This is a genomic window from Kluyvera georgiana ATCC 51603, from assembly GCF_001654985.1.
Classification (GTDB): Bacteria; Pseudomonadota; Gammaproteobacteria; order Enterobacterales; family Enterobacteriaceae; genus Kluyvera; species Kluyvera georgiana.
This window is the reverse complement of sequence record NZ_LXEU01000051.1, coordinates 26,835-39,654: the sequence shown is the minus strand read 5'-3', so window position 1 is coordinate 39,654 and position 12,820 is coordinate 26,835. Positions and strand designations below refer to the sequence as shown.

The window sequence follows — 12,820 nt, the reverse complement described above, 5'->3', positions numbered from 1 at the left end:
GCAGCAGGTATTGTGAATTGCGAGCGCTAATCTTGCACAACTGGGTTCACAAATTGTCTACTTTTGCTATATTGCAACCGATGCCAACCGCCTTTTTTGATCAAAATTATAAATGCTATCGTGTTGGCAGTTTTTTCTTTGACTACACGGAATGATTTTATGTCAGAAGTAGCTGTTGAACTTGAAGAGGATTCTTGGCCCGATTTTTTCCCGGTTGGAGTGCCTCCGACATCAGCTGTTGACGCTGAGGGTGAGTTTTATCGCTTAGTTAGGGCAAATCCCCCAACCCCTGCATGTTTCCTCTCTACACATGAAGAGTATCCACAACGACACAAGAAGTGTCGTGGGGAAGCACTTCAGTGTGTCTATGGAACATCATTCTTTTCAGAATCACGCGGGGCTACCGACGCAAAAGCTAAATTCCCAGCTGCTCTTGGTAATCGACTCGTTGCTAGTGGTCAGGTCAGCTCCGTCTTTGGAGTGATGAAAAAAACATTTGCCGACCCAGCTCACTACACAATTTGGCTCAAGCGTAATAGTTCTATTCATGAACAATTTCACTGTATAGGAGAAGGCGTATGAGTAACGTTTTTCTACCTAATACAATGATGGGAACTCTATGTTACAAAAGAGTCTATGAGTTCTTCGAGGAGCCTCGCTTCTTTTCAGTAGAAAATGAAGTTAGTACACTTTTTATCGTTTACTGGATTGGTGAGGATGATGAATGTGATAGTTGGTATATCATACCAATCTCTCCAGGCAGGTTAGAGTTGATTGAGAGAAAAAGAATATGTATTCGTGATGCTCTAATTAATCAGGAGCAAAGCTTTTTCTATGAAGCTCACATACCTTACGATCGCACAAGTAATGTTACTTGGCTGAATAAAAATCTGGCTGAAATATTTGAATTACCTTTACCCGCTTCTGAGCTTTATATAAGTTCGGTGGTTCCAGTAATGCCAAGTGGAAGGCTGGGTGAGGCTATTACTTACTCAACTCATGAGATTCATTTAGAAAAAAGCTCAAGGAAAAACGCAAAAAATTTAGTCTTGAGTCATGTGTCAAATGTATGTGACAGATTCAGCGATCTTTATGACCGAATGCTGGAAATGGCAAAATGCAAAGATAAATTACGGCCTGTAGATGCGCGGCCTGGTTCCTTTATTATTTCTTTTAAAGCTGAGGAATTACATTCCTTTGAAGAAATATTTAGAGAGTTAAGCAGACTGATAGAGTTGAGAGCGGATATCATCCCCTTTATTTTCGAAAAAGGTATTGATGTTCAAGCTTTGACAGATCTCTTACAATCCATAGTCGAGACAGGCACGAATATGGAACTCAATAGCAACCAGACAGGTGAGTTAGTTCTTGTTGTTACAAAAGCTGGTGCTGAGTTCTATTTAAAAAATCTATCGCGTCTTTCTACTTTATTGGTTGGGGGGCATCAAATACCTCAAGCAGATGTCCTGGAGACGGTTTATAAATTAGTAGAAATTGTTTGGAGTGGGGAGCCACTTACTCCAGTTAATACTGGCTTACAAGATAGACATATCTACTATTATAAACATGCTGCTAAAGTTTTGGGATTACTTGATAGCTTTGGTAATGTTACGACGTCTGGCCAACAACTCGTACAAAGTGACGAGGCGACAAGGCATAAAATTGCAGCGAGAAAATTTGAAGTGAGCCATGTGGGTTGGGCTTGGATAAATTGGGCGAATGTTGAACATTTATCTCAGGTTGATCCAGACAGTGCTTTAGACTTCCTACTGGAACAATGTCACTCTCTAAGTCGAGATACGATTGAACGACGTGCTACAACTATCAAACATTGGTGTCGTGAATTGAAAAATCATTATACGCCTTTGTAAATAGCTAATTGTCGTAATTAAAAATGAACCACTGATATATGTCGGTGGTTTTTTTTGACAGGTCATCTTCTTCTTATCCTTTTCATTTTTGATGGAACCTCTCGACAGGGCGCTTGCCACGGGAAACGCCTAGTTTTTCGGAACCAAGGTTATCACCATCATGTGCTCATGTTATTGAGCTCGTTAGAGATGATTATGCATAGATGTCGAATAATTTAAAAATGTTCATAATCATGAGCTTGGATGTTGCCGCTATGGATAGCCGACTAAAAGGGAAATTCTGACGTATAAAAAGTATGGAAAAAACTGTCAGGAGCAGCCTAAAACAAGGTAGTAGCGATCCATTAGGATAAATCTTAGCTATTATAAAATCTCGGCTAATAAAGGAGATAGATGAATGTCTGAAAAAACTCGTCGTTGTCGAATAGTTGATGCGTATGAGCAGGAGGAAGGAACATTTATAAAGTTTGCTCCGATAAGGTTTTTTGACGAAAGTAATCATCCTTATGTATGTGAACAGGCATTAGTTGAAATGGATAACGGGAAGGTTGTAACGGTTAATCCTGGCTTGATTCATTTCCTAAATTGAGAAGGTCAACAATTCATAGGATGCCCACTTAGGTGGGCATTTTTGTATACCTGACACGCGAATGCCAGCTTAGTTGGCGGACTTTGTGAAAGTAGAAACCGTCAATGTCATAATGTAAGTGATATTTATTATCGTTTGAGGGTCCTTTCCGGCATATCGGTGCGCTACGGGGCGGCGTCCGCGCAGATTTTCGCTATTTATGAGATTTTTTCGGTTTTAGTCGTTTCCGTTCTTCTTCTAGCTAATTGCCTGTTTTTACTGAAAATACCCCCTGAAAAGAAAGGAAGCGGCAGAGTCCGATAACAGGCAAATTACTCGATGTCGTTTCCTTTCTCTGTTTTGCGCATGGAGTGAGCCATGGAGGTAAACAAAAAACGCCTCTCTGAGATTTTTGGCGTCAGTGTTCGCACCATTCAGAACTGGCAGGATCAGGGGATGCCAGTTGCCCGTGGTGGCGGAAAAGGTAATGAGGTGCTCTATGATTCTGCGGCGGTTATTGAGTGGTATTCCGCCCGTGATGCCGCAATTGAAAATGAGAAGTTGCGGAAAGAAGTCGAGGATTTGCGGATTGCTTCGGAGTCGGATCTTCAACCCGGCACGATAGATTATGAGCGTCACCGACTTATCAGGGCGCAGGCCGACACGCAGGAATTGAAAAATGCAAAAGACACCGCTGAGGTGGTGGAAACCGCATTCTGCACGTTCGTGTTATCGCGGGTGGCCGGAGAAATAGCCAGTATCCTCGATGGCGTTCCTCTATCAGTTCAGCGGCGTTTCCCCGAACTGGAAAACCGGCACATTGATTTCCTGAAGAAGGACATCATTAAAGCCATGAACAAGGCAGCTGCGCTGGATGAAATAATACCGGAGTTGCTGAGTGAATATATCGAACAGTCAGATTAAGGGGCTGCGGTACTCTGCTCAGGCAGGGCTCCGTTCGCTATTTCGGCCTGAACCACTGACAGCTGTTGAATGGGCTGATGCGCATTATTATCTCCCTAAAGAGTCAGCGTATCAGGAAGGGCGCTGGGTTACGCTTCCTTTCCAGATAGCCATTATGAACGCCATGGGCAACGACTATATCCGAGAGGTGAATGTCGTTAAATCTGCCCGTGTTGGCTACTCGAAAATGCTGCTCGGCGTGTATGCGTACTTTATCGAACACAAACAGCGCAATTCGCTGATCTGGCTGCCAACCGATGGCGATGCTGAGAACTTCATGAAGTCTCATGTTGAGCCCACTATCCGTGATATCCCTTCTCTTTTGTCACTTGCGCCGTGGTACGGCAAAAAGAACCGCGACAATACGCTCAGCATGAAGCGCTTTTCCAACGGTCGCGGCTTCTGGTGTCTGGGCGGTAAGGCGGCGAAAAACTACCGTGAGAAATCGGTTGATGTCGCCGGCTACGATGAGCTGGCAGCATTTGATGAAGATATTGAGAAAGAGGGCTCGCCCACCTTCCTCGGTGATAAACGTATTGAGGGCTCCGTCTGGCCGAAGTCAATCCGTGGCTCCACGCCAAAGCTAAAGGGAACCTGCCAGATTGAGCGTGCCGCGAGTGAGTCCGGGCATTTTATGCGTTTTCACGTTGCCTGCCCTCATTGTGGGGAAGAGCAATATCTGAAGTTTGGCGATAAGGAAACGCCATTCGGGTTTAAGTGGATGCCTGGCGAACCGGCCAGCGTTTTTTACCTCTGCGAGCATAACGCCTGCGTCATTAAGCAGCAGGAGCTGGATTTCTCGCAGGCGCGCTATATCTGCGACGAGACGGGGATCTGGACACGCGATGGACTGAACTGGTTTGCGTCCTCTGGCACCGACATTGAACCGCCAGACAGCGTCACTTTCCACATATGGACAGCATACAGCCCGTTTACCACCTGGGTGCAGATAGTAAAAGACTGGATCAAGACGAAAGGGGATACCGGTAAGCGTAAAACCTTCGTGAATACCACGCTGGGTGAGACATGGGAACCGAAGATTGGCGAACGCCCGGATGCGGACGTGATGGCGGAAAGGAAAGAACACTTTTCTGCCTCAGTACCTGACCGGGTGGCCTACCTGACCGCTGGCATTGACTCACAGCTTGACCGCTATGAGATGCGCGTCTGGGGATGGGGGCCGGGTGAAGAAAGCTGGCTGATTGACCGGCAGATCATCATGGGACGACATGATGATGAAGCTACCCTCATCAGGGTGGATGAGGCCATAAACAGGGCATACACCCGAAAAAATGGCGTTGAAATGTCGATATCCCGTATTTGCTGGGATATCGGCGGTATCGATCCAACCATCGTATACAACCGTTCGAAAAAGCACGGCCTGTTTCGTCTTATCCCCATCAAAGGGGCCTCTGTTTATGGCAAACCTGTGGCCAGCATGCCACGCAAACGGAACAAGAACGGCGTGTATCTGACGGAAGTCGGGACGGACACAGCGAAAGAGCAAATCTATAACCGCTTTACCCTGCAGCCAGATGGTGATGAACCCCTCGCCGGTGCTGTGCATTTCCCAAACAACCCCGACGTTTACGACCTGGCTGAAGCACAGCAGCTCACCGCTGAGGAGCAGGTTGAAAAATGGGTGGACGGTAAGAAGAAGATCCTCTGGGACAGCAAAAAGCGACGAAACGAGGCGCTGGACTGTTTCGTTTATGCGCTGGCTGCGCTTCGGATCAGTATTTCGCGCTGGCAGTTAAATCTCGATTCTCTTCTGGCCAGTTTGCTGGAGGAAGAAGGGGGGCGAACCCATAACAAGACCCTGGCGGATTATGCCCGGGCATTATCTGGAGACGAATAATGGCGACACAGACCGATCTGGATGCCGCCCGCGCTGCGTTGCATGACCTCATGATGGGAAAGCGGGTGGCAACGGTGCAAAAGGACGGCCGGCGGGTTGAGTTCACCGCCACCTCCGTAACCGACCTGAAAAAATACATTGCCGAACTTGAATCACAGATTGGCATTACTCAACGACGCCGGGGACCGGCAGGATTTTACGCATGAAAACACCTGCTTTGTTAGGGCCGGACGGTAAAACCGCATTGCGGGACTACGCCGGGTATCACGGTGGTGCTGGTGGCTTTGGCGGCCAGTTACGCGCCTGGAACCCACCGAGCGAAAGCGCGGATGCTGCGTTATTGCCTAATTTATCCCGTGGTAATGCGCGAGCAGACGATCTGGTTCGAAATAATGGTTATGCGGCAAACGCCGTGCAGCTTCATCAGGATCACATTGTCGGTTCCTTCTTCCGACTGAGTTACTGCCCGAGCTGGCGTTATCTCGGTATCAAAGAAGAAGAAAGCCGCGCATTTGCCAGGGAGGTGGAGGCCGCCTGGTATGAGTATGCTGAAGATGATTTTTGCGGGATCGATGCTGAGCGCAAGCGGACGTTTACGATGATGATCCGCGAAGGTGTCGCGACTCATGCATTTAACGGCGAGCTGTGTGTCCAGCCCACCTGGGACAGTGATTCAACGCGGCTCTTCCGGACACAGTTCAAGATGGTCAGCCCGAAACGCATCAGCAACCCCAATAATGCCGGAGACACGCGAAACTGTCGGGCTGGTGTCAGAACCAACGACGGTGGCGCCGCACTGGGCTATTACGTCAGCGAGGACGGATATCCGGGATGGATGGCGCAGAAATGGTCCTACATTCCGCGTGAGCTGCCCGGCGGCCGTCCGTCCTTTATCCATGTATTTGAACCGCTGGAGGATGGACAGACGCGCGGTGCCAACGTGTTTTACAGCGTCATGGAGCAAATGAAAATGCTTGATACGCTGCAAAATACGCAGCTCCAGAGCGCTATCGTTAAGGCGATGTATGCGGCAACGATTGAAAGTGAGCTGGATACGCAAACCGCGATGGACTTTATTCTCGGCTCTGACAGCAAAGACCAGCAGAGCAAGATGACGGGCTGGCTGGGTGAAATGGCCTCGTATTATACCGCGGCGCCGGTTCGCCTTGGTGGTGCGAAGGTTCCTCACCTCATGCCGGGTGATTCCCTGAATCTTCAGTCAGCACAGGATACGGACAACGGTTTTTCGACGTTCGAGCAATCACTGCTGCGTTATATCGCAGCAGGTCTGGGGGTGTCGTATGAGCAGCTTTCGCGCAACTATTCGCAGATGAGCTACTCCACTGCACGCGCCAGCGCGAACGAGTCCTGGGCGTTCTTTATGGGCCGTCGCAAGTTCGTGGCAGCCCGACAGGCCTGTCAGATGTTTGTGTGCTGGCTGGAGGAGGCCATTGTCCGCCGGGTGGTGACGTTGCCATCCAGATCACGATTCAGTTTTCAGGAGGCGAGAACAGCCTGGGGCAATGCTAACTGGATAGGCTCAGGCCGTATGGCGATAGATGGGCTGAAGGAAGTGCAGGAGGCCGTCATGCTCATTGAGGCCGGTCTGAGCACTTATGAGAAGGAGTGTGCCAAGCGCGGAGATGACTATCAGGAAATATTTTCGCAGCAGGTACGTGAAACGATGGAACGTCGCGCTGCTGGTCTAAAACCTCCAGCCTGGGCGGCTTCTGCCTTTGAGTCTGGACTGAAGAAATCAAATGAGGAGGCGAACGATGACGCCCGAGCTGCGTAATCTCCCGCACATCGCCAGTATGGCTTTCAATGAGCCGCTATTACTTGAACCCGCCTATGCGCGGGTTTTCTTTTGCGCGCTTGCTGGTCAGCTGGGTATTACCCGCCTGACCGACACCGTGTCTGGCGTGACGCTTGGTGCTGAGCAGATGGCTGAACCGCTGGCGCTCTTTGGTGACGATGAAGACATGGGGCCAAAACCGGCACGAAGCTATCAGGTCACTAACGGGATCGCGGTGCTGCCGGTATCCGGGACTCTGGTCAGTAAAACCCGCGCTCTCCAGCCATATTCGGGGATGACGGGTTACAACGGCATTATCGCCCGTCTTCAGCAGGCCATCAGTGATCCGGGTGTTGACGGCATCCTTCTGGATATGGACACCCCCGGCGGAATGGTGGCGGGGGCTTTTGACTGTGCGGACATTATTGCCCGTATGCGTGATATCAAACCCATCTGGGCGCTGGCCAACGATATGAACTGCAGCGCAGGCCAGCTGATTGCCAGTGCGGCCTCGCGCCGGCTTGTGACACAGACGGCCAGAACGGGATCCATCGGGGTCATGATGGCCCATAGCAATTACGGCGCTGCCCTGAAAACCAGCGGTGTCGAGGTCACGCTGATTTACAGCGGCGAACATAAGGTGGACGGGAACCCCTACGAGAAATTACCCAAAGAAGTTCGCGCAGATTTTCAGGCGCGCATTGACGCCACCCGGCAGATGTTCGCTGAAAAGGTGGCGGGTTATACCGGCATGTCGGTCCAGGCCGTTCTGGATACTGAAGCGGCTGTGTTTTCAGGCCAGGAATCAGTAGACAACGGGCTGGCGGAGCAGCTGGTCAACAACATGGATGCGCTGAATGTTATGCGCGATGCAATTAACAAACGAACGATGATTTCCCGAGGAGGAAGCATGAAAGGTACTACTGCATCCGCAGATACCACTCAACCAGCAGCAACCGCTGCTGCTAACCAGCCCGTGGCCACCGCTGACGCACCCGCTGTGGTGGTTGACCCTGCAACCACTGCATCTGTTGATGTGAGCAGCCAGGTCGCGGCGGCGGTCGCTGCTGAAAATGGTCGCATTATGGGGATCCTGAACTGTGAAGAGGCAAAAGGACGCGAATCACAGGCGCGTGCACTGGCTGAAACGCCAGGCATGACGGTGGAAAGTGCACAGCGCATTCTTGCCGCCGCGCCTCTGAGTGCTCAGGCCCGCACGGATACCGCGCTGGATCGTCTGATGGAAACCGCACCCGGCACCGTAGCGGCAGGGAGTTCATCTGCTGATGCGGGTGACGATTTGTTAAATACGCCTGTTTAAGAGGTCAACATGTCTAACACTGAACAATTTACACACAGCCAGCCCCTCGGGAACAGTGATCCGGCGCATACCGGTTATGCCCCTGGCGAACTGACGGCGGCAACACCGGCGATGACGCCACTGATGCTGGATGTCACTTCCGGCAAACTTACGGTCTGGGATGGTCAGCATGCGGGGGCCGCCTGCGGCGTTCTGGCGGTGACTGCGGATCAGAGCAGCACCGAGCTGGCATTCTATAAGTCCGGATCATTCCGTATTGAAGATGTGCTCTGGCCGGATGCGGTGACGGATGAAAACATCAAGCGCAACGCATTTGCGGGTACAGCCATCAGCATCGTCTGACCCTTTTCTGAACTGCAACCATCATCCATAGAAGCCGCCATCGCGGCTTTTTTTACGGGAAAAATCTATGTCAATTTACACTACAGCCCAACTTCTGGCGGTCAATGAGAAGAAATTCAAGTTTGACCCGCTTTTCCTGCGCATCTTCTTCCGTGAAAGCTACCCCTTCAGCACTGAGAAGGTCTATCTGTCGCAGATCCCGGGCATGGTCAACATGGCGCTGTACGTTTCGCCTGTTGTTTCCGGCAAGGTCATCCGTTCCCGCGGCGGTGCAACGTCTGAGTTTACGCCGGGTTACGTCAAGCCGAAGCATGAAGTAAACCCGCAGATGACGCTGCGTCGCCTGCCAGATGAAGATCCGCAAAACCTGGCTGACCCGGCCTACCGTCGCCGTCGCATTATCCTGCAGAACATGAAGGATGAAGAACTGGCAATTGCCCAGGTTGAGGAGAAGCAGGCCGTTGCTGCCGTCCTCAACGGTAAATACACCATGACCGGTGAAGCGTTTGAACCGGTTGAGGTGGATATGGGGCGCAGCGCCGGCAACAACATCATTCAGGTCGGTGCCGCGTCCTGGAGCGGTCGTGACAAAGAAACCTATGACCCTACTGACGATATTGAAGCCTACGCGCTGAACGCCAGCGGTGTGGTCAATATCATCGTCTTTGATCCGAAAGGCTGGGCATTGTTCCGTTCGTTCAAGGCGGTAAAAGAGAAGCTCGACACCCGTCGTGGCTCTAACTCTGAACTGGAAACGGCGCTGAAGGATCTGGGCGAAGCCGTCTCCTATAAGGGGATGTATGGCGACGTGGCCATTGTCGTTTACTCCGGGCAGTACATTGAAAACGACACCAAAAAGAACTACCTGCCGGATTTGAGCATGGTACTGGGTAATACCCAGGCGCGCGGGCTGCGTACTTACGGCTGCATTCAGGATGTGGATGCCCAGCGTGAAGGTATTAACGCCTCCGCGCGTTACCCGAAAAACTGGGTGCAAACCGGTGACCCGGCGCGTGAGTTCACCATGATCCAGTCCGCACCGCTGATGCTGCTGGCTGATCCGGATGCGTTTGTGTCAGTCAAACTCGCCTGATTTCCATTCTGTGGCCCTTCGGGGCCCTGTTTCGGAGCTGTTCTCATGACAGAAAAAGAAAAGTTGATCGCACGCCTTAATGAGCTTGGCGTGCAGCTCGGTCGGGAAGTGAATACCGGTGGCACCATTCAGGAGCTCTCAATGCGCATTGCGGAGCTGGAGGAAGAACTGGATGGCGGCACGGATACCGATGGCGTTGAAAATGGTGGCGTGAGTGACGGAGCGACATCACCCGGCACCGAAGAACCTGTGGCGCCAGCGAATACGGTGTTAACCGGCAGGACTGATGACGCGCTGGTGGCTGTCGAAACGCTGGTCACGCTGCACATTGAGGCGCTGCACGCGACCCGCGATGAACCGGTCTCTATTGTGGAGGCGGGAACGGTGATCCGCGTGACAGCAACGGATGCGGATAGCCTGGTTGCGCTCGGACTGGTCCGCGAACACTAACAGGGGGCGGTGTGGCTGATTTCGATAACCTTTTTGATGCTGCAATAACACAGGCCGATGACACTATTCGGCAGGTTATGGGGACTTCGGCAACGGTAACGTCCGGCGCGATTTCTGGCGCTACGTTGAGTGGCGTTTTCGATGATCCGGAAAATATCGGTTACGCCACCCCCGGCGTCCGTGTCGAGGGGACCAGCCCGTCGCTGTTTGTGAAATCAGCCGCGATTGAGCAGCTGGCGCGGCTGGACACGCTGGATATTAACGGAAAGTCTTTCTGGGTTGAACGTATTGGCCCGGATGATTGCGGCTCCTGTCATATCTGGCTAGGGACGGGTTCTCCTCCCGCATCAACCCGTCGCCGTTAAGGAGATGTGATGTCGATAAAAGGGCTTGAACAGGCTATGGCGAACCTGAACAGCATCAGTAGCACGGCAGTTCCTCGCGCTTCGGCGCAGGCGGTCAACCGTGTGGCCACCCGGGCTGTTAGCCGAAGCGTTGCGGTGGTGTCGAAAGATACCCGTGTTCCCAGAAAGCTGGTGAAGCAACGCGCCAGGATAAGGCGTGCCACGACGAAAAAGCCTAGAGCGCTCATCCGGGTTAACCGGGGTAATCTGCCGGCGATAAAACTGGGGACCGCCAGCGTGCGATTATCACGCCGAAAACGGGATAAAAAAGGGGCCAATAGCGAATTGCGAATTGGCCCTTTTCGTTTCCCGGGCGGTTTTATTCAGCAACTGAAGAACGGGCGCTGGCATGTCATGCGACGAACGTCCAAACCCCGCTACCCGATTGAAGTGGTCAGCATTCCCCTGGCTACACCGCTGACGAATGCATTTAGAGATGCGCTGCCGAAGCTCATGGAATCGGATATGCCCAAAGAACTGCGGGCATCCCTTAAAAACCAACTCAGGCTGATTCTGAAACGATGAAACACAGTGATATCCGAAGGGCCATCATCAACGCGCTGGAAATCCAGATTGGTGAAGAGGCTCTCTATTTTGATGGGCGTCCGGCAGTACTCGAGGAGGGCGACTTTCCCGCTATCGCTATCTATCTGACGGATGCCGAATACACCGGTGAAGAGCTCGATACGGATACCTGGCAGGCCACGCTGCATATCGAAATCTTTTTACCGGCGCAGGTGCCGGATTCAGAACTGGATAACTGGATGGAGTCCCGAATTTATCCGGTGATGAGCGATGTGCCGGGGCTCGCCGGGCTTATCACCAACATAGTGCAGCAGGGTTATGACTACCAGCGCGATGATGATCTTGGGCTGTGGAGTTCGGCTGATTTGAAATATTCCATTACTTACGAAATGTGAGGACGTAATGACTACACCAAACCCACTGGCGCCGGTAAAGGGCGCCACCACCACGCTCTGGATTTATTCCGGAACGGGTAACCCGTTTGCCAACCCGGTATCGGATACCGACTGGACACGCCTGGCGAAGATTAAAGACCTGCAGCCTGGCGAACTGACCGCTGAATCAAACGACGATACCTACCTGGACGACGAAGACGCCGACTGGACGGCGACCGCGCAGGGCCAGAAATCGGCGGGTGAGGCCAGTTTTACGCTGGCCTGGAAACCGGCGGAAAGCGGCCAGCAGGATCTGGTTCGCTGGTTCGACGACGGTACCGTGCTGGCATACAAAATCAAATACCCGAATGGCGCTGTCGATGTGTTCCGTGGCTGGGTAAGCAGTCTTGGTAAAACGGTCACGGCAAAAGACACCATCACGCGCTCGGTCAAAATCAGCAACAACGGTAAGCCGGGACTCGCTGAAGAAAGTGCCGCGGCGGTGATTGATGTCACTGGCGTAACCCTGGATAAATCGACCGCCACCGTTGCCGTTGCTGCCACCACTACGCTGAATGTCACCGTGGCGCCAGCCAGCGCCACCGATAACTCGTTCCGGGCTACTACCACGGATGCCGGGATCGTGACGGTGTCAGTGGCAGATACGGTGCTGACGGTTACCGGTATTGCAGCTGGTTCGGCTGACATTATTGTGATGACCAACGACGGGCTGTTTGTCGCGACCTGTAGCGTAACCGTTTCCTGATAACCGGGGCTTCGGCCCCGCTTCCTGGAGTACCCCATGTTTTTAAAAACAGAACCCTTCGAGCGCAACGGCGTGACCGTCACGCTTTATGAACTGTCAGCGCTGCAGCGCATTGAGCATCTTGAACACCTGAAAACGCTGGAAACTGTCGTCGACGCAGACATGCAGGCCGCGCTGAACATGACGATTACATCCGGTGCGCTGCTGGTGGCCATGTCGTTATGGCATGCGCATCCGCTGAAAGGAACGCAAAACACGCCGAAAGAAGATGTTGAGCAGATCCAGAAGGATGTGCTGATGACCTGGCCGCTGGAGTTTATTGCCGAAGCGGAGTACAGCGTGAAACTGCTGTCCGGCATGGTGCCGCCACCGGAAGCCAGTGCGCCACAGGATGATCCGGTAACCGAGCCGATCAGTCTGGAAAAGTCCTCGCCAGTGAGCTGACTTTCGTCCTGAAACTGGCGCGTGAATTTCGCCGGCCGGACTGGCG

Annotated in this window: 16 protein-coding genes; all 16 read left to right on the top strand. The window is 52.2% G+C overall.

The window, feature by feature from the left end; all coding sequences use genetic code 11:
• Positions 1 to 159 precede the first annotated feature (159 nt).
• The 16 genes from M989_RS25580 (at position 160) to gpG (ending at position 12,774) form a co-directional block, all read left to right on the top strand.
• Positions 160 to 582, top strand: coding sequence for a hypothetical protein (locus M989_RS25580; RefSeq protein ID WP_157093555.1), 423 nt, complete (start codon positions 160 to 162; stop codon positions 580 to 582).
• Entirely contained in the window at positions 579 to 1,871 is a 1,293-nt protein-coding gene (locus tag M989_RS13420) for a DUF6575 domain-containing protein (protein WP_064546087.1), read from the top strand. The genes M989_RS25580 and M989_RS13420 overlap by 4 nt, the downstream gene beginning before the upstream one ends.
• 397 nt (positions 1,872 to 2,268) lie before the next feature.
• Positions 2,269 to 2,460, top strand: a complete 192-nt coding sequence (locus M989_RS13415; protein ID WP_064546085.1) for a hypothetical protein — start codon at positions 2,269 to 2,271, stop codon at positions 2,458 to 2,460.
• 357 nt (positions 2,461 to 2,817) lie between these two features.
• On the top strand, positions 2,818 to 3,363 hold the full coding sequence (locus M989_RS13410; protein WP_061279056.1) for a terminase small subunit: 546 nt from the start codon (positions 2,818 to 2,820) through the stop codon (positions 3,361 to 3,363).
• Positions 3,338 to 5,260 (top strand): phage terminase large subunit family protein, encoded by a 1,923-nt coding sequence (locus M989_RS13405; RefSeq protein WP_064546083.1) that lies wholly within the window; start codon positions 3,338 to 3,340, stop codon positions 5,258 to 5,260. The genes M989_RS13410 and M989_RS13405 overlap by 26 nt, the downstream gene beginning before the upstream one ends.
• The gene (locus M989_RS13400; RefSeq protein ID WP_061279052.1) at positions 5,260 to 5,466 is read left to right on the top strand and encodes a phage head-tail joining protein; all 207 of its coding nucleotides are present in this window, start codon (positions 5,260 to 5,262) and stop codon (positions 5,464 to 5,466) included. The genes M989_RS13405 and M989_RS13400 overlap by 1 nt, the downstream gene beginning before the upstream one ends.
• On the top strand, positions 5,463 to 7,055 hold the full coding sequence (locus tag M989_RS13395) for a phage portal protein (RefSeq protein WP_064546081.1): 1,593 nt from the start codon (positions 5,463 to 5,465) through the stop codon (positions 7,053 to 7,055). Before M989_RS13400 ends, M989_RS13395 begins: the two co-directional genes overlap by 4 nt.
• The gene (locus M989_RS13390) at positions 7,036 to 8,376 is read left to right on the top strand and encodes a S49 family peptidase (RefSeq protein WP_064546079.1); all 1,341 of its coding nucleotides are present in this window, start codon (positions 7,036 to 7,038) and stop codon (positions 8,374 to 8,376) included. Before M989_RS13395 ends, M989_RS13390 begins: the two co-directional genes overlap by 20 nt.
• Before the next feature lie 9 nt (positions 8,377 to 8,385).
• The gene (locus tag M989_RS13385) at positions 8,386 to 8,718 is read left to right on the top strand and encodes a head decoration protein (RefSeq protein ID WP_064546077.1); all 333 of its coding nucleotides are present in this window, start codon (positions 8,386 to 8,388) and stop codon (positions 8,716 to 8,718) included.
• A gap of 67 nt (positions 8,719 to 8,785) precedes the next feature.
• The gene (locus tag M989_RS13380) at positions 8,786 to 9,811 is read left to right on the top strand and encodes a major capsid protein (protein ID WP_064546075.1); all 1,026 of its coding nucleotides are present in this window, start codon (positions 8,786 to 8,788) and stop codon (positions 9,809 to 9,811) included.
• 45 nt (positions 9,812 to 9,856) lie between these two features.
• On the top strand, positions 9,857 to 10,261 hold the full coding sequence (gpFI, locus tag M989_RS13375) for a DNA-packaging protein FI (RefSeq protein WP_061279041.1): 405 nt from the start codon (positions 9,857 to 9,859) through the stop codon (positions 10,259 to 10,261).
• An 11-nt stretch (positions 10,262 to 10,272) separates the two neighbouring features.
• On the top strand, positions 10,273 to 10,626 hold the full coding sequence (locus M989_RS13370) for a head-tail joining protein (RefSeq protein WP_061279038.1): 354 nt from the start codon (positions 10,273 to 10,275) through the stop codon (positions 10,624 to 10,626).
• Positions 10,627 to 10,635: 9 nt separating this feature from the next.
• Positions 10,636 to 11,190: a phage tail protein gene (locus M989_RS13365; RefSeq protein ID WP_061279036.1), complete on the top strand. Its 555-nt coding sequence runs from the start codon at positions 10,636 to 10,638 to the stop codon at positions 11,188 to 11,190.
• Positions 11,187 to 11,585 (top strand): phage minor tail U family protein, encoded by a 399-nt coding sequence (locus M989_RS13360; protein ID WP_064546073.1) that lies wholly within the window; start codon positions 11,187 to 11,189, stop codon positions 11,583 to 11,585. The genes M989_RS13365 and M989_RS13360 overlap by 4 nt, the downstream gene beginning before the upstream one ends.
• 7 nt (positions 11,586 to 11,592) lie before the next feature.
• Positions 11,593 to 12,330, top strand: a complete 738-nt coding sequence (locus M989_RS13355; protein ID WP_064546071.1) for a phage tail tube protein — start codon at positions 11,593 to 11,595, stop codon at positions 12,328 to 12,330.
• Between the two features lie 36 nt (positions 12,331 to 12,366).
• Entirely contained in the window at positions 12,367 to 12,774 is a 408-nt protein-coding gene (gpG, locus tag M989_RS13350; RefSeq protein ID WP_064546069.1) for a phage tail assembly chaperone G, read from the top strand.
• The last annotated feature ends 46 nt before the right edge of the window (positions 12,775 to 12,820 follow it).